20 protein-coding genes and 1 pseudogene are annotated in these 22519 nt (G+C 61.2%); 18 read left to right on the top strand and 3 right to left on the bottom strand.

Going from position 1 to position 22519, the window contains the following annotated elements; translation table 11 throughout:
* Positions 1 to 3: 3 nt before the first annotated feature.
* The 5 genes from mhpD (at position 4) to GRPL_RS10710 (ending at position 4860) form a co-directional block, all read left to right on the top strand.
* Positions 4 to 810 carry a 2-keto-4-pentenoate hydratase gene (gene mhpD / locus GRPL_RS10730; RefSeq protein ID WP_032697362.1) on the top strand — a complete coding sequence of 269 codons (807 nt, stop codon included), beginning with the start codon at positions 4 to 6 and terminating at the stop codon, positions 808 to 810.
* A complete protein-coding gene (gene mhpF / locus GRPL_RS10725) occupies positions 803 to 1753 on the top strand; it encodes an acetaldehyde dehydrogenase (protein ID WP_032699551.1) in 951 nt (316 codons plus the stop codon). The genes mhpD and mhpF overlap by 8 nt, the downstream gene beginning before the upstream one ends.
* On the top strand, positions 1750 to 2766 hold the full coding sequence (gene mhpE, locus GRPL_RS10720) for a 4-hydroxy-2-oxovalerate aldolase (RefSeq protein WP_032699554.1): 1017 nt from the start codon (positions 1750 to 1752) through the stop codon (positions 2764 to 2766). The genes mhpF and mhpE overlap by 4 nt, the downstream gene beginning before the upstream one ends.
* 68 nt (positions 2767 to 2834) lie before the next feature.
* A complete protein-coding gene (gene mhpT / locus GRPL_RS10715) occupies positions 2835 to 4031 on the top strand; it encodes a 3-(3-hydroxy-phenyl)propionate transporter MhpT (RefSeq protein WP_032699555.1) in 1197 nt (398 codons plus the stop codon).
* A gap of 103 nt (positions 4032 to 4134) precedes the next feature.
* The gene (locus GRPL_RS10710) at positions 4135 to 4860 is read left to right on the top strand and encodes a purine nucleoside phosphorylase YfiH/LACC1 family protein (protein WP_032699558.1); all 726 of its coding nucleotides are present in this window, start codon (positions 4135 to 4137) and stop codon (positions 4858 to 4860) included.
* 25 nt (positions 4861 to 4885) lie between these two features.
* Here GRPL_RS10710 and GRPL_RS10705 read toward each other — a convergent pair whose 3' ends face one another.
* Both GRPL_RS10705 and GRPL_RS10700 read right to left on the bottom strand, forming a co-directional pair.
* Positions 4886 to 6466: a rhodanese homology domain-containing protein gene (locus GRPL_RS10705; protein WP_032699560.1), complete on the bottom strand. Its 1581-nt coding sequence runs from the start codon at positions 6464 to 6466 to the stop codon at positions 4886 to 4888.
* A 1-nt stretch (position 6467) separates the two neighbouring features.
* Complete coding sequence (locus GRPL_RS10700) at positions 6468 to 7064, bottom strand: cysteine dioxygenase family protein (RefSeq protein ID WP_032687172.1); 597 nt, start codon at positions 7062 to 7064, stop codon at positions 6468 to 6470.
* A 107-nt stretch (positions 7065 to 7171) separates the two neighbouring features.
* Between GRPL_RS10700 and GRPL_RS10695 the strand changes: the two genes are divergently transcribed.
* The 7 genes and pseudogenes from GRPL_RS10695 (at position 7172) to GRPL_RS10665 (ending at position 14239) form a co-directional block, all read left to right on the top strand.
* A complete protein-coding gene (locus tag GRPL_RS10695) occupies positions 7172 to 8065 on the top strand; it encodes a LysR family transcriptional regulator (protein ID WP_032699562.1) in 894 nt (297 codons plus the stop codon).
* A 141-nt stretch (positions 8066 to 8206) separates the two neighbouring features.
* Positions 8207 to 9293: pseudogene (locus GRPL_RS10690) on the top strand (LLM class flavin-dependent oxidoreductase); the annotation flags it as partial.
* 70 nt (positions 9294 to 9363) lie between these two features.
* Entirely contained in the window at positions 9364 to 10452 is a 1089-nt protein-coding gene (locus tag GRPL_RS10685; protein WP_050460871.1) for an acyl-CoA dehydrogenase family protein, read from the top strand.
* A gap of 11 nt (positions 10453 to 10463) precedes the next feature.
* Positions 10464 to 11438 (top strand): ABC transporter substrate-binding protein, encoded by a 975-nt coding sequence (locus GRPL_RS10680; RefSeq protein ID WP_032687176.1) that lies wholly within the window; start codon positions 10464 to 10466, stop codon positions 11436 to 11438.
* Positions 11435 to 12481, top strand: coding sequence for an ABC transporter substrate-binding protein (locus GRPL_RS10675; RefSeq protein WP_032687177.1), 1047 nt, complete (start codon positions 11435 to 11437; stop codon positions 12479 to 12481). Before GRPL_RS10680 ends, GRPL_RS10675 begins: the two co-directional genes overlap by 4 nt.
* Positions 12462 to 13457 carry an ABC transporter permease gene (locus tag GRPL_RS10670; RefSeq protein WP_032687178.1) on the top strand — a complete coding sequence of 332 codons (996 nt, stop codon included), beginning with the start codon at positions 12462 to 12464 and terminating at the stop codon, positions 13455 to 13457. Before GRPL_RS10675 ends, GRPL_RS10670 begins: the two co-directional genes overlap by 20 nt.
* Positions 13451 to 14239: an ABC transporter ATP-binding protein gene (locus GRPL_RS10665; RefSeq protein WP_032699568.1), complete on the top strand. Its 789-nt coding sequence runs from the start codon at positions 13451 to 13453 to the stop codon at positions 14237 to 14239. Before GRPL_RS10670 ends, GRPL_RS10665 begins: the two co-directional genes overlap by 7 nt.
* A 67-nt stretch (positions 14240 to 14306) precedes the next feature.
* Here GRPL_RS10665 and GRPL_RS10660 read toward each other — a convergent pair whose 3' ends face one another.
* Positions 14307 to 16376: a TonB-dependent siderophore receptor gene (locus GRPL_RS10660; protein ID WP_155274630.1), complete on the bottom strand. Its 2070-nt coding sequence runs from the start codon at positions 16374 to 16376 to the stop codon at positions 14307 to 14309.
* Positions 16377 to 16892: 516 nt separating this feature from the next.
* On the opposite strand from GRPL_RS10660, the gene GRPL_RS10655 reads away from it, so the two are divergent.
* The 6 genes from GRPL_RS10655 to GRPL_RS10630 all read left to right on the top strand — a co-directional run bounded on the left by GRPL_RS10655 (position 16893) and on the right by GRPL_RS10630 (position 22510).
* Complete coding sequence (locus tag GRPL_RS10655; RefSeq protein ID WP_032697353.1) at positions 16893 to 17714, top strand: ABC transporter ATP-binding protein; 822 nt, start codon at positions 16893 to 16895, stop codon at positions 17712 to 17714.
* Positions 17711 to 18733, top strand: a complete 1023-nt coding sequence (locus GRPL_RS10650) for a FecCD family ABC transporter permease (protein ID WP_032699572.1) — start codon at positions 17711 to 17713, stop codon at positions 18731 to 18733. The genes GRPL_RS10655 and GRPL_RS10650 overlap by 4 nt, the downstream gene beginning before the upstream one ends.
* A complete protein-coding gene (locus GRPL_RS10645) occupies positions 18730 to 19782 on the top strand; it encodes a FecCD family ABC transporter permease (RefSeq protein WP_032687187.1) in 1053 nt (350 codons plus the stop codon). The genes GRPL_RS10650 and GRPL_RS10645 overlap by 4 nt, the downstream gene beginning before the upstream one ends.
* 15 nt (positions 19783 to 19797) lie before the next feature.
* Positions 19798 to 20751 (top strand): iron-siderophore ABC transporter substrate-binding protein, encoded by a 954-nt coding sequence (locus GRPL_RS10640; protein ID WP_032697351.1) that lies wholly within the window; start codon positions 19798 to 19800, stop codon positions 20749 to 20751.
* Complete coding sequence (locus GRPL_RS10635; RefSeq protein WP_032687189.1) at positions 20748 to 21647, top strand: MurR/RpiR family transcriptional regulator; 900 nt, start codon at positions 20748 to 20750, stop codon at positions 21645 to 21647. Before GRPL_RS10640 ends, GRPL_RS10635 begins: the two co-directional genes overlap by 4 nt.
* A 95-nt stretch (positions 21648 to 21742) precedes the next feature.
* Positions 21743 to 22510 carry a basic amino acid ABC transporter substrate-binding protein gene (locus GRPL_RS10630; protein ID WP_032697350.1) on the top strand — a complete coding sequence of 256 codons (768 nt, stop codon included), beginning with the start codon at positions 21743 to 21745 and terminating at the stop codon, positions 22508 to 22510.
* Positions 22511 to 22519 lie beyond the last annotated feature (9 nt).

The following is a 22519-nucleotide window of genomic DNA, read 5'->3' on the forward strand; positions in this document are numbered from 1 at the left end:
GTCATGACAACGTTATCTCTCGAACAGCTGGCGCAACGGTTGCGTGACGCCGAAACCCAGGGGCGGGCCATTGAACCGCTGCGCGATCTTCTCGGCGTCGATAATGCGGAGGCGGCCTACGCCATCCAGCGGATTAACGTCCAGCACCACGTCGCGCACGGACGGCGGGTAGTGGGGCGCAAAGTAGGGCTGACCCATCCTAAAGTGCAGCAGCAGCTGGGCGTTGACCAGCCGGACTTCGGCACCCTGTTTGCCGACATGTGCTATGGCGATAACGCCGATGTGCCGTTCTCCCGGGTGCTGCAGCCGAAAGTGGAAGCCGAAATCGCCCTGCTGCTTAAACACGACCTGCCGCATGCCGATACCACCTTTGATGAGCTGTACGCCGCTATCGACTGGGTACTGCCGGCGCTGGAAGTGGTCGGTAGCCGTATCCGCGACTGGTCGATTGGCTTCGTCGACACGGTCGCCGATAACGCCTCCTGCGGCGTTTACGTACTGGGGAGTCCGGCGCGGCGTCCGGCCGGGCTGGATCTGAAAAACTGCACCATGCGTATGACGCGTAACGAGGAAGAGGTGTCCACCGGGCGGGGTAGCGAATGTCTCGGTCATCCGCTCAATGCGGCGGTGTGGCTGGCGCGCAAAATGGCCAGCCTCGGCGAACCGCTGCGGGCGGGAGACATCGTGCTGACCGGGGCGTTAGGTCCGATGGTGGCGATTCACGCCGGCGATCGCTTTGCCGCCGACATTGACGGTTTAGGTTCAGTGGCGGCAACGTTTGTCGCGCAAGAGGAAAACAGTGATGAGTAAACGCAAAGTCGCCATTATCGGCTCCGGCAATATCGGCACCGATTTAATGATTAAAATTCTGCGCCACGGCCAGCACCTGGAAATGGCGGTGATGGTCGGCATCGACCCTGAATCCGACGGTCTGGCCCGCGCCCGACGTATGGGCGTTGCCACCACGCACGAGGGCGTCGGCGGCCTGATGCAGCTGGCGGAATTCGCCGATATCGATTTCGTGTTTGACGCCACCAGCGCCGGAGCGCACGTGAAAAACGACGCCGCGCTGCGGGAAGCCAAACCGGGGATCCGGGTGATCGACCTGACCCCGGCGGCGATCGGCCCGTACTGCGTGCCGGTGGTCAATCTTGAGGCCAATCTTGCCGAGGGCAACGTCAATATGGTGACCTGCGGTGGTCAGGCGACCATCCCGATGGTGGCGGCGGTATCGCGGGTGGCAAAAGTGCACTATGCGGAAATCGTCGCCTCGATTGCCAGCCAATCCGCCGGCCCGGGAACGCGCGCTAACATCGACGAATTCACCGAAACCACCTCGCAGGCCATAGAGAAAGTCGGCGGCGCGGCAAAAGGTAAAGCGATTATCGTACTGAACCCGGCGGAGCCGCCGCTGATGATGCGCGATACCGTTTATGTCCTGAGCGAAGCGGCGTCGCAGCAGGAGATTGCCGCGTCGATCGCCGAGATGGCGGCTGCGGTGCAGGCCTATGTGCCGGGCTACCGCCTGAAACAGCAGGTGCAGTTTGAGGTGATCGCGGAAGATAAGCCGGTGAACCTACCGGGCGTTGGCCGCTTCTGTGGCCTGAAAACGGCGGTTTACCTCGAGGTCGAAGGGGCGGCGCACTATCTGCCAGCCTACGCCGGCAACCTCGACATTATGACCTCAGCGGCGCTGGCGACGGCGGAAAAAATGGCTCAGGCGATGAACGGTACGGCGGGAGACGCAGCATGAACGGCAAAAAACTCTATATCTCAGACGTGACCCTGCGCGACGGGATGCACGCGATTCGCCATCAATACTCGCTCGACAATGTGCGCCAGATTGCCCGGGCGCTGGACAGCGCGGGAGTGGATTCGATAGAGGTGGCCCACGGCGACGGCCTGCAGGGGTCGAGCTTTAACTACGGCTTCGGCGCGTATAGCGACCTGCAGTGGATTGAAGCGGCGGCGTCTTCGGTCAGCCGGGCGAAAATCGCCACTTTACTGCTACCCGGCATCGGCACCCTGCACGACCTGAAAAATGCGTATCAGGCCGGGGCGCGGGTAGTGCGCGTGGCAACCCACTGCACGGAAGCGGATGTTTCCGCCCAGCATATCGCCTTCGCCCGCGAGCTGGGGATGGATACCGTTGGCTTCCTGATGATGAGCCATATGACTACCCCGGAGCAGCTGGCGCAGCAGGCGCTGAAGATGGAATCCTACGGCGCGACCTGCATCTACGTGGTCGATTCCGGCGGGGCGATGAATATGCACGATATTCGCGATCGTTTCCGCGCCCTCAGGGCGGTGCTCAAGCCGGAAACCGCCACCGGGATGCATGCGCACCATAACCTGAGCCTCGGCGTCGCCAACTCTATCGCCGCGGTGGAAGAGGGCTGCGACCGCATCGATGCCAGCCTTGCCGGCATGGGCGCCGGGGCGGGGAATGCGCCGCTGGAGGTCTTTATTGCGGCGGCGGACAAGCTTGGCTGGAACCACGGCACCGATCTGTATGCGCTGATGAACGCCGCTGATGAGCTGGTGCGGCCGCTGCAGGATCGTCCGGTACGCGTCGATCGCGAAACCCTGGCGCTGGGCTATGCCGGGGTTTACTCCAGCTTTCTGCGCCATAGCGAAGTGGCGGCCGCGCGCTACGGTCTGAGCGCGGTCGATATTCTCGTCGAGCTGGGCAAGCGGCGGATGGTGGGCGGCCAGGAAGATATGATCGTCGATGTGGCGCTGGACCTGCTCAAGCGCGCGAAATAAAAACGGGCGGCTGGCAACGTATCAGCCGCCTTTCACCGGCACCGTTTTCGCTATCGCACAGGTACCCTATGACCACGACAACCTCTGGATCGGCTTCACGCCTGATGTTAACCATCGGGCTCTGTTTTATGGTGGCCCTGATGGAAGGGCTGGATCTTCAGGCGGCCGGGATCGCCGCCGCCGGGATGGCTCACGCCTTCGCGCTCGACAATATGCAGATGGGCTGGATCTTCAGCGCCGGTATCCTCGGGCTGCTTCCCGGCGCGTTGGTGGGGGGAATTCTTGCTGACCGCCATGGCCGCAAGCGGGTGCTGATCGCGTCGGTCATGCTGTTCGGTCTGTTTTCCATCGCGACCGCGCTGGCAGGGAGCTTTCCGCTGCTGCTGCTGGCGCGCCTGATGACCGGTGTGGGGCTGGGGGCGGCGCTGCCGAATCTGATCGCATTAACCTCCGAAGCGGCCGGCCCGCGATTTCGCGGTACCGCCGTCAGCCTGATGTACTGCGGGGTGCCGGTGGGCGCCGCGCTGGCCGCGGCGCTGGGATGGTGGGGGGAGACCTCTGCCTGGCAGACGGTATTCTGGGTCGGCGGCGTGGTGCCACTGCTGCTGGTGCCGATGCTACTGCGCTGGCTGCCTGAATCCGCCGTCTTTCGCGCCGGGACGCAGAGCGCGCCGCTGCGGACGCTGCTGGCGCCGGAAAATGCCACCGCCACGCTGCTGCTGTGGCTGTGCTATTTCTTTACGCTGCTGGTGGTCTATATGCTGATCAACTGGCTGCCCATGCTGCTGATAGGTCAGGGATTTCGCGCCGGTCAGGCGGCAGGCGTAATGTTTGTTTTGCAGCTGGGAGCCGCCTGCGGCACGCTGCTGCTGGGGGCATTGCTGGATAAACTAAGTCCGCTGCTGATGTCGCTGCTGATCTATAGCGGTATGCTGGCGTCGCTGCTGGCGCTGGGCTGCGCCACCTCCTTTCCCGCGATGCTGTTCTCCGGCTTTGTGGCCGGGCTGTTCGCCACCGGCGGGCAAAGCGTGCTGTACGCGCTGGCGCCGCTGTTCTACCGCACGGAAATTCGCGCCACCGGGGTGGGGACGGCGGTGGCCGTCGGGCGGCTGGGGGCGATGAGCGGTCCGCTGCTGGCGGGAAAAATGCTGGCGCTGGGGGCCGGTACCGTTGGGGTGATGGCCGCCTCCGCGCCCGGGATTCTGCTGGCTGGCGTGGCGGTGTTCTGGCTGATGAATCGCCAGAGACGGCAATCAATAGCCTGACGTCGGCGCCGGGTTATGCTTCAGGGCCCGGCAGCGCGCCACCTTGCGCAACGGCAGACTTTGGCATACGGTAAATCATCACCCATTGCTTATCTCTGCCGCCATGTCTTTTCAATCCCGGTTACTGAGCGATATTCCCGGCATTCGCTATGCCTTTCTCGATGTACACGAAACGGCCGCCTTTCCTTACGCTGAATTGGCTCCGGTGAAGCTGGTGCACGGCAATGTGGTTCATCATTTTCAGCAGCCGCTGGCGGAACGCCCGCATGCCGACGCGGTTTTTACCGCACTGGGCGGGCAAAAGGTGGGGGTGGTGACTGCCGATTGCCTGCCGATGCTGATGGCCTCCCGTGACGGCGCTTTTGTCTGCAGCGTGCATGCGGGCTGGCGCGGCGCGGCGACCGGAATTATTGCTAATAGTCTCGATCTCTTTGCCCGACATGGCATACCGCCGGACGAGGTGGTGGTAGCGATTGGGCCGCATATTCAGGCCTGCTGCTATGAGGTCTCGGCGGCATTTTATCAGGCGCTGCTGGCGATGCCGGTGGCCGGGCTGGTCAAACAGCACCGCGATCGGCTGTTTCTGCACCGTCGTGGCCCTGAGCCTGAAGCGGAAAAAGCGCCGGCGACGGGGGACGACACGATGTGGTTCGATCTGCGGGCTTTTGGCCAGCTGCTGTTACGCCGCGCCGGGGTGGCGGAAAATCATATTGAATGGCTGGGCAGCTGTACCTACTGTACGCCGCAGTCGCTGGGATCGTTCCGGCGGCGCACGCACTTCCCGGCAGAGAAAACGTTCCAGTATTCGTGGATTATGCGCGAGGCCTGATATCGTCCGGCATCGCGCGGCCGCGCTACAGTACCGTAAACCCGTGCGTCCCGTCGTTTGCCAGCTGGGCCACGAGGCCATACTCCCACTCCAGATAGGCCTGCATCGCTTCGCGGGAATTATCGGTCCCTTCATAGGGACGACGATAGCGATCGCTACGCGCGCTGGTCAGATGGGTTGCGCCATGCTCCAGCGGCAGACCTGAGGCGATCCACCCGGCGGTGCCTCCGCTCAACACCTGCACCGGTTTGCCGGTCAGCGCCGCCACTTCGGCGACGGCGTAGCGCGCCAGCAGGCTGCTGCCGCAGGTCAGTACGTAGCGGCTGGCAGAGGGAATCAGCGCCAGCGCCTGTTTCAGCCGCGAGCGTATCAGCCAGTATGCCCCGGGAATGTGCCGCGCCACATAGTTGGCGCTGGTGGTGAAATCCAGGACCACCGTTCCCGGTTCGCGCAGCAGTGCCGCCAGCTGCGATGCGTCGATCTCCTCTGCCGCAGGCGCCACGGGCAGGCGGGCGGGCGGCACGCCGCGTTCGCTAAAGTTCGCTGCGCTCAGACCGCGCAGGATGGCCGTTTCCCATCCCATTTGCGCCAGCCACGAGGCGGTTATCGCCGCGCGAATACCGTCATCATCCACTAAGACGATACGTGCTCCGCGCACGCTGGCGTGGTGATCGGTCTCCTGGACCAGCTGGCCGCCCGGTGCGCTGAGGCTTCCCGGCAGGTGACCCGCGGCGTACTCCTCCGGGCTGCGGACGTCAAAAAGATAGGTGGTGCGGTCGTTCTGCTGCTGCCAGCGCCGGAGCGTGGCCTGGTCGATAACCGCCACCCCGGCTTTTGCCGCCAGCTGGCTGACCTGCTGAAGACGCGCCGTCGAAGCCAGCGATTCATCGGCATAGCGGCGCTGCTGGTCGCGATCGAGGGTCAGACCGGCCAGCGTCCAGCCAATGGTGCCGTTACGTAAGGCGTAGACCGGGTTGCTCACGCCGGCATTGATCAACGACTGGGCGCCGATAATGCTGCGGGTACGTCCCGCGCAGTTGACGACGATTGGCGTCTGCGGCGAGTCGACCAGTCCGTCAATACGCAGCGCCAGCTCACCGCCGGGGACGCTGATGCCGCCTGGAATACTCATGGTCTGGTACTCATCGAACCGTCGGGCGTCGACAATCAGCACCGGCTGACGGCTGTCGATCAGCGCCTGCACCTCTTCCGCGTTCAGAGAGGGGGTCTGTCGTTGGCTCTCCACCAGTTCGCCGAACGCTTTGCTGGGGGAGTTAACGTCCTGGAAGAGCTCGCCGCCGCTGCGTTGCCAGCCCTTCAGGCCGCCTTCCAGCAGCGCTACATCCTGATATCCCCAGCCGCGCAGGCGATCGACGGCCTGGGCGGCCAGACCCTCGCCGTTATCGTAAACGGTGATCGGCGTCGTCAGCCGCGGCACCCGACGGTGGATTTCCAGCTCGAGCTTGCTCAGCGGAAGATTAGCTGCAAACAGCGGGTGAGCGGTGGCAAAATCCGCTTCTTCACGCACGTCAATCAGCGCCAGTTCGGCGTGGTCGAGCAGCGCCTGGCGCACTTGCGCTGGCTGGCGATAAGTGTGGATGGGCATATTAATTATCCTTCGGGAAATCCCAGATATTGGGTAAGTGGCGATTGGAGTAGCCGGAAATAAAGGGTTTGATGAGACCTTCCGGGGTATAGACGGCACGTTTAACGGCGCCAATATTGCCGCCGTAGACATGGATACTGATTGACACGCTCTCCGCCAGCGCGTTACTGACGCGGTGAATATCGCCATCGCGGGAGGAGACCTTTTCGACCTCGCCCGGCGAGAGCCGTCCGGCAATACCGTCGGCCACCGGAAGACCTGCAGCATCGAGACGATAGCGCTGATTCTCTTCCGCGCCGCGCAGCATGCCGATGACGCCCCACACGCGATGGTCGTGAATCGGCGTGGCCTGCCCGGGGCCCCAGACAAAGCTGACGATCGAAAAGCGTTGTCCGGAGTCGGCGTGCAGCAGGTATTGCTGGTAGTGGTGGGGATGCGGCAAAGCGTACTCGTCAGGCAGCCAGTCATCCTGCCTGACCAGCCGCGCCAGGCGCTGCGCAACCGCCTCCAGCAGCTGCGATTCGTCGCTGAACTCCCGATGAAGGGCATCAACCTCTTGAATAAAATGGCGTAGTTTTTCCAGTCGTGGTGCGGTCATGAACGGTTCCTGTCAGAGGGACTGGTCATTACGCTAACAAAGGCGTTAATATTATTTAAATGCAATTTACGCATATATTAATATGCAAAATTCACATTAAGGATTCTATGCGCATCGACGACATTGACGCCCTGCTGGCGACGGTACAGTTTTCTTCCCTCAATCAGGCGGCGGAATATCTGGGAATTACCCAATCGGCGATTACCCGACGGCTGCAGCGTCTGGAGCAAACTCTCGGCGTGACCCTGCTGGAGCGCCAGACCCGACCGCTGACCCTGACCGCCGCCGGGCACCGGGTTTATGAGCAGTGCCTGAGCATCAAGCGGGAGACGAAAAAGCTGTACGGGCTGCTGGATCCGCAGGCGGAACCACACGGTATTTTGCGCCTCGGCGTACCGCAGAGCGTGGCGGAAATTGCGCTCCAGCCGGCGCTGCTGGCGCTACGCCAGCAGTTTCCGCAGCTCCAGCCGCAGGTGACCTGCGGCTGGAGCGGGCTGCTGCAAAAGCGACTCGAGAGCGTCGAGCTGGATGGCATGCTGGCAATGGGGCCGGCACAGCAGGTCTTTGCCGATGGCTATGCCGGCCGGTTGCTGTGTTCGCTGGATATAGTGGTGATTGCGGCGAAAAGCCTGCGCCTGCAGGCCGCTGAACTGCGGGACTGCGCGTCTCAGGGCTGGGTGCTTAACCCTGACGGCTGCGGGCTGCGGGCGGGGTTAATTCGTGAACTCCAGGCTCAGGGGCTGCGGCTTCAGCTGAATGTCGAAACCGCGGGGGCTCACCTGCAAATTGGCCTGGTTGCTCAGGGGCAAGGGCTGGGTCTGGTACCGCGTGCGGCGCTGGCCGCCAGCCCGTGGCGCGATGAGGTGACCGTTCTGACGTTAGCCGATTTCCAGCCGGCGGTCTGCTTGTGGCAGGTGAGCGCACAGAATCTGGCGAATCTGCAGCAGCCGTTCACTTTTTTTGCCGGGAAAATTGCGCAGCAGCTTACTCTATCTGATTGAAGAGTATACTAAATTATCTAAATGCTGATTTTGCATATTAAGATATGATAAAAATGCATTTTGCTCATTAACTGCCGATGTATAGGGTAACGACAGGCGCCGCCGCTGCGGCCACCGTTACCCGACGCAAGGAGTTATGTTATGAGCATTCAGTTTCTCGGGATGATCGGCCATCGCCTCTCATCCGAAACCATCGCCCCGGCAGGACCGGTTTTTGACCGCGACTATATCGTGCGCTTTGCGCAAACTCACGAAGCGGCCGGCTTCGATCGCCTGCTGGTGGGGCATTGGTCCGATCAGCCGGATGGCTTTCTGGTTACCGCGCTGGCCGGATTATCGACAGAGAAAATCAGTTTCCTGCTGGCCCATCGCCCCGGATTCGTCTCGCCAACGCTGGCGGCACGTAAGTTTGCCACCCTGGAGCATCTGCTCGGTGGGCGTCTGGCGGTACATATCATCAGCGGCGGCAACGATGCCGAACAGCGTCGGGATGGTGACTACCTCAATCATGACCAGCGCTACGCGCGTACCGATGCCTTCCTTGATACGGTGCGAAAAGTCTGGACTGCGGAACAGCCCGTTGATATCGACAATGATTTTTATCAGGCCGAACAGGCGTGGTCGGCGATTCGTCCGCTGCAACAACCGCACATTCCGATCTACTTCGGCGGCTCCTCCGAGGCTGCCATTGCGGTGGCCGGTAAACTTGCTGACGTTTTTGCCCTGTGGGGCGAATCGTTAGGGCAGACGGAGGAGACCATCCGTCGGGTGCGTGCCGAAGCAGCGAAGCATCAGCGCCACATTGATTTTAGCGTCTCATTCCGGCCGATTATTGCCGACAGCGAAGCGCAGGCCTGGGAGAAGGCCGAGCATATTTTGCATGTCGCTTCCGAACGGGCGGCGCAGGCGGGTCAGGGGTTCAAAGCGAAGCCCGATAGCGAAGGCGCGCGGCGCCTGCGGGCCACGGCAGAACAGGGAAATGTGGTGGATAAACGTCTGTGGACCGGCATTGCGAAACTGGTCGGCGGCGGCCATAACTCCACCGCGCTGGTCGGAACGGCGGAACAGGTTGCCGATGCGCTGCTGGATTATTACGACCTCGGAGTGCGCAACTTCCTGATTCGCGGCTTCGATCCCTTAAATGATGCGCGGGAATACGGCAAGGCTCTGCTGCCGATTGCCCGCGAAAAAGCGGCTCAGCGTGCGATTCAGGAGCGCGCATCGTGACGTTTTTCGGTCAACAGCCCGTACGTCCGCAGGCCGACTGGCTACAGCAGTTAACCGACATTCGTCAACTGATGGCCGAACAGGCGGCAGAGCTTGATCGCAGCGGCGACTTTCCCCACCACAATCTCGCGCACCTGCATCAGCGCGGTTTTCTGAGCCTCGCCACGCCGGCGCAGTATGGCGGGGCGGGGGCGGATTTGGCCCGGCTGCAGCAGGCGATTACCGCCATTGCGTGGGGAGAACCGGCGACGGCGCTGATCGTCTGTATGCAGTATCTGCATCATCTGCGTCTGGCGGATAGCGACGGCTGGGCGGAACCGCTGCGTCGGCAGGTCTATCGTGATGCCGTCGAGCGGGGTGGACTGATCAACAGCCTGAGAGTTGAACCTGAACTCGGCTCGCCGGCGCGTGGGGGGCTGCCGCAGACGGTTGCCACCCGTACCGCCGACGGCTGGCGTCTTAACGGACACAAACTCTATACCACCGGAGTTGAAGGGCTGAGCTGGCTGGCTATCTGGGCACGAAGCGACGATCTCGACCCGCAGGTCGGCACCTGGCTGGTACCCCGGGAAAGTGACGGTGTCACTATTATTAAGAGCTGGGACCATGCCGGAATGCGCGCGACCGGAAGCCATGAAGTGATCCTGAAAAACGTGCCGATCCCCGGGCAAAATGCGGTAGATATCTGGCCGGCATCTGCGCCTCCCGCCGCGGATGCCGAACGTTTCCGTCTCTTCGCCAATCGACAGACCGCGCTGTTAGCCGCGATCTATGACGGCGTGGCCCGCGCGGCGCGGGACTGGCTGCTGGGCTGGCTCAGTACGCGGGCGCCGGCCAACCTCGGGCACCCGCTCTCCCGTCTGCCGCGCGTGCAGGAAAAAACCGGCCAGATAGAAGGCTGGCTGCTGACGAACCGCTGCCTGCTGCAACAGGCCGCCGGGCTGGAATTGACCGCCACCGAGGCCAATCTGGCCAAGGTGACTATTACCGACAACGCGGTGCAGGTCGTGGCTCTGGCGCTGGAACTTACCGGCAATCATGGCCTGAGCCGACAACATCCTCTGGAACGCCACTATCGCAACGTGCTGTGCGGGCGCGTGCATACGCCGCAGAGCGACAGCGCGTGGCAGGCGGCGGGTCAACACGCTTTTCAATCATAAGGATAATGTTTATGCGCGAACGAAAAATGACAAGATTGGCCGCGGGACTCTCGCTGCTGGCGCTGAGTGCTTTGGCGACGGCGCAGGAGCGTATCACCCTGCGAATTGCCGATCAGAAAGGGGGCATGCGCTCGCAGCTCGAAGCGGCCAACGCGCTGCAAAACCTGGGTTATGAGATCAAGTGGGCTGAGTTTCCGGCCGCCGCACCGCTGGCGGAAGCGCTGAACGCCGGCGCGGTAGACGCGGGGATTATTGGCGATGCGCCGCTGTTATTTGCGCTGGCCAACGGCGCGCCGGTTAAGGCTATTGCCGTCGATAAAAGCAACCCGGCGGGTACGGCCGTGCTGGTTCCGCCGGGAAGTTCGCTCAAGAGCGCCGCGGATTTAAAAGGTAAGCGGATCGCCACCGGCAAAGGTTCGATCGGTCATTTCGTGGCGCTGAAAGCCCTGCAGCAGGCGGGGATATCGCCCGCAGAGGTGCAATGGGTATTTCTCGGCCCGGTCGATGCCAAAGTGGCTTTACTCAACGGCTCGGTCGATGCCTGGGCGACCTGGGAACCCTACACCACGCAGCTGGTGAAAACCGCCGAAGGTCAGATTCTGGTGAGCGGTAAAGGGCTGCTGCCGGGGAATACATTTCTGGCGGCAACGGATGAAAGCTTAAAGGATCCGGCTAAGCGCGCGGCGCTACAGGATTATCTCATCCGTCTGGCAGGGGCGGAGCGCTGGGCTTACGCCAATCTCGAGAGCTATGGCAAAACCCTCGGCGACATCATCCGTTTCCCGCCGGACATTGCCCGGGCGCAGTTTGCTAACCGTCAGTCGCAGTGGCAGCGTCTGGACTCGCGCACCATTGAACAGCAGCAGGCCACCGCCGACTTCTATCAGGCCAATGGTCTGATTCGCGCGAAGCTGGACGTCACGCCGACCTTTGATACCCGATTTACGCTGCCTGATGTCCCGGCCGCCCAGGAGAAGAGACCATGAATCAGTCCGCTTTCTCACGCCGCCGCTTTTTACAGCTCAGCGGTGGAACCATGCTGGCGGCGGCCGCCTGGCCGCTGTGGGCGCACACGATGACCACGATGCCGGAGGGGGGCGGAAGCGGTGAAAACCTGGCGCTGCGGCTGGCGGAACCCTACAAGCTGAAGCTGGCCATCAACAAGAGCGCGGTTTGTCTCGCGCCGGTGGCGGTCGCTGAGCAGCAGAAGTTTTTCAGCAAATACAACCTTGAGGTTGAGTTCGTTAACTTCGGCAACTCGACCGATGTGCTGCTGGAGGCTATCGCGACCGGCAAGGCCGATGCCGGCGTCGGGATGGCGCTACGCTGGCTGAAGGCGCTGGAGCAGGGTTTTGACGTCAAGTTGACGGCCGGAACGCACGGCGGCTGTCTCAATCTGCTGACGGCGAAAAATTCGCCGTTTGGCGGCCTGGAGAGTCTGAAAGGGCAGACGATTGGCGTCACCGATATGGCCGGTCCGGACAAAAACTTCTTCGCTATTTTGCTCAAACGACATGGCATCGATCCGATAAGCGATGTGCAGTGGAAAGTTTACCCGGCGGATCTGCTCAGTATCGCGCTGGATAAGCGGGAGATTGCGGCCATCAGCGGCAGCGAACCCTTCAGCTTCCGCCTGCTGCAAAGCGGGAAATATCAACTGATCGCCAGCAATATGAGCGGCGATTACGCCAACCTGAGCTGCTGCGTGCTGGGCGTGAGCGGGGCGCTGGCCCGGGATCACAAACCGGTTGCCGCCGCGCTGACCCAGGCGATTCTCGAGGCGCATAGCTATGCATCGGCCCACCCTGAAAGCGTGGCGCAATCGTTCATGGCCCATGCATTAAACACCGATGAGGCTGAAGTCTCGGGGATCCTTCATGGCCAGGGGCATGGACACCACGCCGTGGGAGAGGCCTTTGTGAATGAACTGACCCAGTACGTGAGCGATCTGCAGCGGGTGCAGGTGATCAAACCGGGGACCAACCCCCACCAGTTTGCGGAGAGTATTTATGCCAACGTATTCGCCTGAACGTGCGCTGTCACGCGCCGGGGGGCGCTATCCGTTGTGGTCTGAAGGGCTGCTGGCCGCCGCGCTGTGGCTGGCGGGCGGGATGTTTACGCTAGCGTGGCCGGATGTCGGACGACGCTGGCCCTATAGCGCGGGGTGGGCGATGAGCCAGTTTGTCATCGCCGGTGGACTGCTGGCGCTAGCGCTGAGTTGCCGCTACTGGTATCCGCGGGGCGGTCGTTTGCTCGCGGCTGGCAAGTGGCTGGCGCTGCTGCCGTTGCTGTTTGCGTTATGGGAGTGGCTGACGGCAAAAACGGCGATCCTGCCGGTGCCGTTTTTTGCCCCGCCGCAGGCGCTGATCGAAGTGCTGGTCGATGACTGGCCGCGTCTGCTGGATAGTCTGCTGCACTCTCTGGGACTGCTCGGGCTCGGGGTGCTGCTCGGGACCTCCTGCGGTTTTATCAGCGGGCTGGCGATTGGCTGGTCGCAGCGTATCGGCTACTGGCTGCATCCGGTCCTGCGCCTGCTTGGCCCGGTGCCCTCAACGGCGCTCTTGCCGCTATGCCTGTTTATTTTTCCCTCCAGCTTTGGGGCAAGCGTGTTTCTGATTGCGCTGAGCACCTGGTTTCCGGTCACCGTGCTGACCTGGTCCGGGGTCATGAGTATCGATAAAGCCTGGTATGACGTTGCCCGCACGCTGGGGGCCAGCCAGCGCTTTCTGATTTTACGGGTGGCGATTCCCGCCTCGCTGCCGAATGTGTTTGTCGGCTTGTTTATGGGGCTGGGCGCGTCGTTCTCAGTGCTGATCGTCGCTGAGATGGTTGGCGTGAAATCGGGCATCGGTTTTTATCTGCAGTGGGCGCAGGGCTGGGCGGCTTACCCCAATATGTATGCCGCGCTGCTGGTAATGGCCTTTCTCTGTTCCGGCCTGATAAGCGGGCTGTTTATGGTGCGCGATCGGCTGCTGAAGTGGCAGCGAGGAGGGATGACATGGTAGCAACAGCGACACCCCAAAACACCGCCCGGGTCGGCGCGGGCATCGAGATTCACCATTTGCACCATGTTTTTTCCCTCGGCAGGGAAACGGTGCCGGTGCTGGAGAATATCAGTCTGCAGCTGCGTCCGGGCGAGAGCGTGGCGCTACTGGGGCCTTCGGGCTGCGGCAAGTCGACGCTGCTGCGGCTGCTGGCGGGACTGGAGCCAATGCAGAGCGGGCAGATCCGGATAGATAACGCGGCGATGGGCGGTCCGGGGCCCGACCGCATTCTGGTGTTTCAGGATCCGACGCTCTATCCGTGGCTGACGGTGCGGCAAAATGTGCTGTTGGGGCCGCAGGCGCAGGGCAAAAAAGGGCGTGAGGCGCAGGCCGATGCGCTGATAACGCGTATCGGTCTGCAGGGATTCAGCCAGGCGTGGCCCCGGCAGCTTTCGGGCGGGATGGCCCAGCGGGCCGCGCTGGCGCGCGCGCTGCTCAACGAGCCGCGTTTACTGCTGCTCGATGAGCCCCTCGGCAAACTGGACTCTCTGACCCGTATCGGCATGCAGCGCGAGCTGATTACGCTCTGGCAGCAGCAGGGCTACACCAGCCTGCTGGTGACCCATGATATTGAAGAAGCGCTGCTGCTGTGCGAACGCGTGCTGGTGATGTCGCCGCGACCGGGGCGGATCATTGGCGAATTTACGCTACCGCTGGCCTTTCCCCGGCATCGGGATAACCCGCAGCTGTTGCAGCACCGACAGGATATTTTACGCATGTTGGGGCAGGCCGAGGACTGGTAGTCTGGCGAGGGCGCAACGGAGGTGCCCGGACAGGCCGCGACGGCGCTGTCCGGGCGTGGTGATGCAATCAGAAGTCCATTTTCACCGTAAACTGCACTTCTCGCGGATCGCCAATCTGGTTGCCCAGGTTGTTTGTGGCGATGGATGAGGTGTAGTAGGTCTTATCAAACAGGTTCTTCACGTTAACCTGCAGCGTCACCGGATATTGCAGCTTCATCTTATAGGCGGCGAAGACATCGGCGACCGCGTAGCCCTGCAGATAATAGTCCGCGCCGTTGGTGCCGGAGCGTTTGCTCACCGCGCGACCGCCGCCGCCGACGGTCAGCGTATTGCTGTCGTAGACGTTATGGATGTCGTAGCTGAGGAACAACGATCCGGTGTGTTTCGGTACGTTGGGCAGCGGCTTGCCGGCATAGTCAGGATCGTCGAGCACTTTCGCGTCGGTATAGCCGTAGCTGGCGATCACGCTCAGGTTATCGGTAATCGAACCGGCCAGATCCACCTCGACGCCGCGTGAACGTACTTTCCCGGCGGTCTTGGCGACGGTCTCATCGCCGACGGCTTCGGTGTACAGCACGTTGCGTTTATGAATATCAAACAGCGCGATGTTGGCGGTGATACCGCTTAACAGATCAAACTTCGCGCCTACTTCGTAGGATGTGGACTCTTCGGGCGGCAGATTGCCGATGTAGCTGGCGATCGATGACTGCGGCATAAACGACTGCGCCACGTTACCGAACAGCGACACGGTTGGCGTCAGCTTATACACCAGACCCAATTTCGGCGTCCATTTCTGGTCGCTGCTGTCGGTGTTGGCATTGAACGGACGTCCTTTGCCAGCGTATTGGGTATAGTACTGATAACGCATCCCGGCAACGGCAATCCACTTGTCGGTCAGATAGAGCGCGTCCTGAACGTAGGCGGCGTAGCTCTCCTGCTGAATACGCTGATCGCTATCGGAGTCCGAAACGGTGCTGCATGTGCCGACAGTGCCGTAGACCGGATTGTAAATATTGAACCCTTTCACATTCTTACAGCGGATCATGTCGGTGCGCAGCAGATCGTAATTCTCATAGGCGATGCCGGTGAGGACTTCGTTATAAAACCCGCCGACGACCACGTTGCCCTGTAAATCGGCGCGGGTTGTGTGCATCTTCTGCGTTGAGCCGTGGGTGGCGTCAACGCGGCGGGTCAGATCGCCAGTGGCCGAATCGTAGGCGGTTACGCGGGCCTGGTTATCGTTGTAGTGATCCTGGCTGTAGCTGTAGTCAAAGCGGGCGGTCCAGGCATCGTTCAGGCGATATTCGGCGTTCAGCTGCGCCAGATCGGAATAACCATCGGTAACGTTAAACGGCTCGTCAAAGCGCGTTTTCCGATCGACGTTGACCGCGTGGCCGGTATTGAGATCGAAGATCGTCCCGCGATCGAACGGCGTATTGTAGTCGCGATGGGAGTACGACACGTTCACCGTCGCCCGGTCGCCAAACCAGGTCAGGGAAGGGGCGATAAAGCTGCTTTTCTCTTTACCAAAGTTGCGCCAGTAATCTTCGTGTTGGTACTCGCCGATGATCCGGTAGGCCAGCCGCGTACCTTCGATGGGGCCGGTGACGTCAAACTGGCCGGTGCCGCCGCCAAAGCTGCTGGAGGTGGCGGAAATCGAGCCGCCAAAGGTTCTCTCCGGGCGCTTCGTGACGACGTTAATCAGTCCGCCGGGGTCGAGAATGCCGTACAGCGTGGAGGCCGGGCCTTTCAACACCTCTACGCGTTCGGTGGCGGCATTAAAGCTGCGCGGCAAAACGGTACGCAGACCGTTGGTCATGATGGAACCGTCGCGGTTGGCGCCAAAACCGCGGCGGGTAAAGGCATCCTGGGTCCCGCCGAGGGTGTTGGTCTGGACGACGTTGGCGACGTTATACAGCGCCTCGTCAAGAGTGGTGGCGTGCTGATCTTCCAGCACCTTGTCGCTGACGGTATTCACCACCTGCGGGATATCCAGCAGCGGCATCGACGTGAGGGTTGCCGTTGAGCTGGCAACCGGCTGATAGCCGTTGGTGTCATTCTGCGCACCCTCGGCGACCACCGTCATGGTTTCGTCGCCAGCCGTTTTCTCTTTGCTGGCGCTGTTTTCTGCTGCAATTAATCCCGGTGAGGTAAAAGAACCCAAAAATATCAGTGAAAAAAGAGCTCGCCCTTTCAGCGTCGTGAAAGGGATCGTTGATCGCGTCATTTGTCTGTTTCTCGTGAACGAATCTGTCCTTTGCAGACAGAAAAAGCCAATTAAATCATTGCCCTTAAAAATATTATCTGCCTGTTAACTGTGATGATTTGCGTTCAGGCATGTAATTGAGAATCATTCAATCACGAGGGGATGTAGTAGTAAATGTTATGTAAGATAAAAAATCAGCAGTTGCCGGATCGGCGTTTCTGGCGCTATTCCTTACCCGTATTTTTGAGTTAATTATCTGTTTTATATATTTAAAATGTAATCCTCTTCCCGGGAGTATCCGGGTAGTGCAGGCAATTTATGCCCGTTGAAACAGAGTATTGACTACTACATTCATCCGCAGCATGATCAAAAGAGAATGAGATTTATTTTTGTTTGAGTGCAGAACGTGCTGGCTGATGCCACGCCGTTGCGGCGCAGGAGCGAGTTATGCCACAGCGGGTGATGCCTGCAGAGCAGGGAATCGTACTGGATTCCCTGTCGGCCGGATACGGCCAGACCCTGATTGTCGATGACATTCATTTGACGATCCCTCACGGTAAAATGACGGTACTGGCCGGGGCCAACGGCTCCGGTAAATCCACCCTGCTGTCGACGATTGCCCGCATGCTGAAACCGCTTGGCGGCAGCGTGCGTCTGGATGGTCAGACGATTCACACCATGCCGACCCGGGCGGTTGCACGCCAGCTGGGGATTCTGCCTCAGTCACCGCTCACTCCCGAAGGATTAACGGTCTTTGAGCTGGTTTCCCGCGGTCGCTACCCCTGGCAGGGATTGATGCGCCAGTGGTCTGATGCCGACGAACGGGCGGTAGAAGAGGCCATGGCGTTGACCGGCACCGCCGAATTCGCCCATCTGCCGGTAGACAGCCTCTCCGGTGGCCAGCGCCAGCGCTGCTGGATTGCGATGGCGCTGGCCCAGGAAACGCCGACGATCCTGCTGGACGAGCCGACCACCTGGCTCGATTTGCGCTATCAGGTCGATATCCTCGAACTGCTGCAAACCCTGACCCGCGAACATGGACGCACGGTGGTCACCGTGCTGCACGACCTTAACTTTGCGGTGAACTATGCCGATATCCTGGTGTTCCTCAAGAAAGGGCGTATTGCCGGGGTCGTGGACGAAAACGCCAGCTGCACCCCGGAGCTTATCAAAACCGTGTTTGATGTTGAGGTACAGATGTCGCTCAACCCGCAGACCGGGAAACCCTTTTTTATGCCTTTCCGCGCGCGACAGGAGCAAGCCCAATGAGCGCCTCCGCGCTGCTGTTGCACCGCCGCCGCCAGGCGCGGCCAAAACGAGCGCTCGCGCTACTGACGCTGCTGCTGATTGTCGGTTCGGTGGTGCATCTGGGACTGGGGGCGCGCTGGATTGCGCCGGAGACGGTGCTTCAGGCGCTGTTTCACTATGACCCGCGTAATTTTGACCAACGGATTATTGTCGAGCTGCGACTGGTTCGTCTCGCGGCGGCGCTGTTGACCGGCGCGGCGCTGGGCGTCGCCGGAGTGCTGCTGCAGACGGTGATTCGTAACCCGCTGGGGGAACCGCATATTCTCGGGCTTAACGCCGGCGCCTCACTGGCGGTAGTCGGCACATCGGCGCTGGGTCTGAGCGGCATGACGCCAGGTCGCCCGCTGATTGCCGCCGGCGGCGCGGCGCTGCTGTTCGGCGGCGTGATGCTGCTGGCGACCGCCGGACGCGGCGGGGCGACGCCGCTACGCATCACGCTCTGCGGTGTGGCGCTCTCCGCCTTTGCCTCGGCGGTCACCGCCGCGATCCTGATTCTGGATGAACAAACGCTGCTGGCGATGCGCACGTGGCTGGCGGGCGATCTGGCCGGACTCAACTGGCAAATTTTACGCTCGGCGACGCTTCCGGCGCTGGCCGGTGGCCTGCTCGCGCTGCTTATCACGCCACGTCTGAACGTTCTGGCGCTGGGCGATAAGGTGGCGCTGGGGCTGGGGGTGAACATTATTCAGACCCGACTGCTGGGGCTGGGCGCCATTGCGCTGCTGTGCGGTGCGGCAGTGGCGGTTGCCGGGCCGATCGGTTTTGTCGGACTGGTGGTGCCACACGTTATTCGTCGCCTGGTCAGCGAAGATATTCGTCTGGCGCTGCCGCTGGCGGCGCCGGTCGGGGCGCTGGTGCTGCTGTTCGCGGATATCGCCGCCCGCACCCTGGTGGCGCCGCAGGAGCTGGCGACCGGGGCGATGACTGCGCTGGTTGGCGCTCCGGTATTTATCTTTATTGCGGCGAGGTTTTTTAAATGAAAAACGCGGCGCGCCGTGCCGGTTTCCGGCCCCTTCGCGCGGGGAGCTGCCATCTGCTTCTGCGCCCCGCGGCGCTGAACATCGCTGCGGTGCTGATTATCGCCATTCTGCTGCTGGCAAGCTTTGGCCTGACGCGCGGCAGCTTCCCACTGCCTGCCGGTACTCTGGCGCGAGCGCTCTTTGCCCCAGAAAATGTCGGCGACCAGCCGCGCTTTATTCTGTTTGATATTCGCCTTCCCAGGCTGCTGATGGCGCTGCTGTGCGGCGCTATGCTCGGGCTGGCGGGGGCGGCGATGCAGAGCATCACCCGAAACGGGCTGGCGGACCCGGGGCTGATTGGCGTCAAAGAGGGAGCCAGCGTGGTCGTGCTGGCGTTGATTCTGTTCTTTCCCGCCGTCGGGCTGGTCTGGCGCCCGCTGGCCGGCATTCTGGGCGGGGCACTGGTGGCGCTGCTGGTGCTGGTACTGGCCCGGGATTGCTCGCGGCCGCGCTTCATTCTGATCGGTATCGGCGTCTCCTGGACGCTGGCGGCGGCGGTCGGCATTTTTATGACTACCGCCGATGTGCGCGATGTGCAAACGGCGATGATCTGGCTTGCCGGCAGTCTGCACGCGGCAACCTGGTCGCTGTTGATGGTGGCCTTTTTGTGGGCGCTGCCGGGGACATTGATTCTGTTTTTGACCGCCCGGGCGGCGGATGTGGCGCAGCTTGGCGACCGTACCGCCGTGGGACTCGGCGTGCGCCTGCAGCAGCTGACCCTGCTGCGCTTTTTTGCGCCGGTGCTGCTCACCTCCGCCAGCGTCTCCTGCGTCGGCAGCCTTGGCTTTGTCGGTCTGATGGCGCCGCACATGGCGCGCTTTCTGCTGCGCGGTGGCCAGGTGTCGCTGCTGTGCGGCAGCGCTTTGATTGGCGCGCTGCTGGTGCTGTTTACCGATACTCTCGGCCGTCTGGCCTTCGCGCCGCTGCAAATTCCGGCCGGAATTGTTATTGCGCTGGTGGGGTGTCCGTTTTTTATCTTGCTGCTGTGGCGTCGTCGTGACGTCCTGTAATGTAGAAGGGTTGCTATGCGTTGGCTTATTTCTTTGCTGTTGTTAGCGGCGGGCGTTACCGGCGCCGCCGAGCGTCAAACACAAACGTTTACTGATGATTTAGGGCGGGTGGTGACGGTGCCGCTGCATCCGCAGCGTATCGTCTCGATGCACGACCTGGATATCACGATTCCGCTCATTGAGCTTGGCGTGCCGCCGGTGGCCAGCCACGGACGCACCCGCCCCGACGGTAGCCACTATCTGCGCTCCAGTGCCCAGCTGACCGGGGTCGATTTTGATAACAGCGCGATCCAGTTTATCGGCACCGCGGATATTGACCTCGAAGCCGTTGCAGCGGCGAAACCGGATCTGATTATTACCGAACCGAGCCGCCACGTCTCTGTGGAACAGCTGGAGAAGATTGCGCCGACGGTCAGCATTGACCATCTGCAGGGCAGCGCGCCGCGAATTTACAGCAAGCTGGCGCAGCTCACCGGCAGCCAGGCGCGGCTGGCAATTCTTGAGCGCCGCTATCAGGCGCAGATCGCCCAGCTCAAAGCGATGGTGGATACCCGCAACATCACGGTGTCGGTTATTCAGGCCAACAATGGCAAAGTCACCGTTCACCACTCCTATCACGCGCTGGGGCGGGTACTGCGCGACGCCGGGTTTCGTTTTCCGCCGTTGATCGACAAGATCCCCGACGGACAGCGAATTGACGTCAGCGCCGAACAGCTGCCGGAGCTGGATGCGGATTTTGTTTTTGCTACCTGGCGCTCGGATACCGGCGGTAAACCGCAGGAGGAGCTGCAGGCGATGGAAGGGGTGATGCCCGGCTGGTGCGACTTTATGCGTGCCTGCCGCACCGGCCGCTATATCCTGCTGCCGCGCGAGGAGGTTATCTCTAACTCCTTTGCCGCCCTGACCCTGATGGTGGCGCAGGTGCAGTCGCACATTGCCGGTCGTCCGCTGCCGGCGGAGCTGAAATGAAAACGCCGGTGAAAAGAGAGAAAGGGCGGGTCGACCTGTTCGGCGAACGCTTTCGCGCCCGGGCGCACCAGCTCTCGCCGCGTCTGCTGGCGGTCGTCAGCTATATCAACGACAACCGTGAAGTGGTGCTGGAGCGCACGGCGATGGAGATCGCCGCGGCGACGCAGACTTCGGATGCCACGGTTGTGCGGGCCATTCAGGCGCTGGGTTTTGCCGGGCTGCGCGAACTGAAGCAGACCATGGAGCGCTGGTTCGGCCCCTCCATCACCTCATCGGAGAAGATGCTGTCAACGGTGAATGCGCTCTCCTGCGATGTGAATTCGAGCATTGATTTTGTGCTGGAGGGCCATCAGCGCGCCTGTGAAGTGCTCTCTCGTCCCGCCAACCGTGCCGCCGTCGCTCAGGCGGTGGCGCTACTCAGCGAGGCGCGGCAGGTGGCGATTTTCGGTATCGGGGCATCGGGGATTCTGGCAGAGTACACCGGCAGGCTGTTCAGCCGTATCGGGTTACCGTCCTGCGTGCTCAACCGTACCGGCTTCAGCCTTGCCGAGCAGCTGATTAGCCTGCAGCGTGGCGATGTGATGATTATGATGGGACAGAAATCGCCGCATCGTGAAGGGATGACCGCGCTGCGCGAAGCCCGGCGGCTGGGGATCCCGACGATTTTGTTGACCCAGGCGGTGGACTCACGTTTTAGCCAGGAGGCGCAGGTGGTGATCGACGTCCCGCGCGGCGGCGATAACGGCCGGGTACCGCTTCACGGTACGGTGCTGGTCTGTCTCGAAATGCTGGTGCTGTCGGTGGCGACGACCACGCCGCAGCGGACCATGAAATCAATGAAGCGCATTAACGAACTGCATAAAGCGATTGGTAAATCCGGCGGTAAACGCAGCTAAGTACACGATAATTCACTGGCTGAAAGGTTTACTGTTGCAAGTAATCGTGATGATGTGTATTTTTATGCAAAATTAATGCATAAAAAGAGGTTGTCATGATGGGGAAATGGATAAAGGCGTGTTGTCTGCTGGCGGCTCTCGCCGGGAGCGCGCAGGCGGCACAGGAAACCTACGTTGTCGGTTCCGGTGGGACCTACCGCCCGTTTGAATATGAAAACAGCCAGAAGCAGCTGGAAGGTTTTGATATTGATATCATTAAAGCGATCGCTAAAGCGGAGAACTTTACTATCAAGCTGGTGAATACGCCGTGGGAAGGGATCTTCGCCACCCTCGGCTCCGGCGACCGCGACATCATTATCTCCGGAATAACCATCACCGATAAGCGCAAGCAGATGGTTGATTTTTCCGCCCCTTACTTCCCGGCTGAGCAGTCCATCGTGGTGCCGGCAGATTCCAAAGTGACCTCTCTGGCAGCGCTGAAGAGTGAGAAGGTCGGGGTGGTGAACTCCAGCACCGGCGATATCGTGGTCTCGGATGTGCTGGGTAAAAACAGCACCTCTATTAAGCGTTTTGATAATACCCCGCTGATGCTGCAGGAGCTGTTTGAAGACGGCGTCAGCGCGGCGGTGGGCGACGTGGGCGTGGTGAAATACTACATCAAACAGCACCCGGAGAAGCAGTTTAAGCTGGTGCCGGACGCCAGGTTTGAACGCCAGTATTTCGGTATCGCGGTGGCCAAAGGCAACGCTGAACTGCAGGCGAAAATCAACGCCGGTCTGAAGAAAATCGTCGCCGACGGCACCTACGCCAAAATCTATAAAACCTGGTTTGACGACAACGTCCCGACGCTGCCTGCGCAATAATTCATCTTT

The sequence above is a fragment of the Klebsiella planticola ATCC 33531 genome, from assembly GCF_000735435.1.
Lineage (GTDB): Bacteria > Pseudomonadota > Gammaproteobacteria > Enterobacterales > Enterobacteriaceae > Klebsiella > Klebsiella planticola.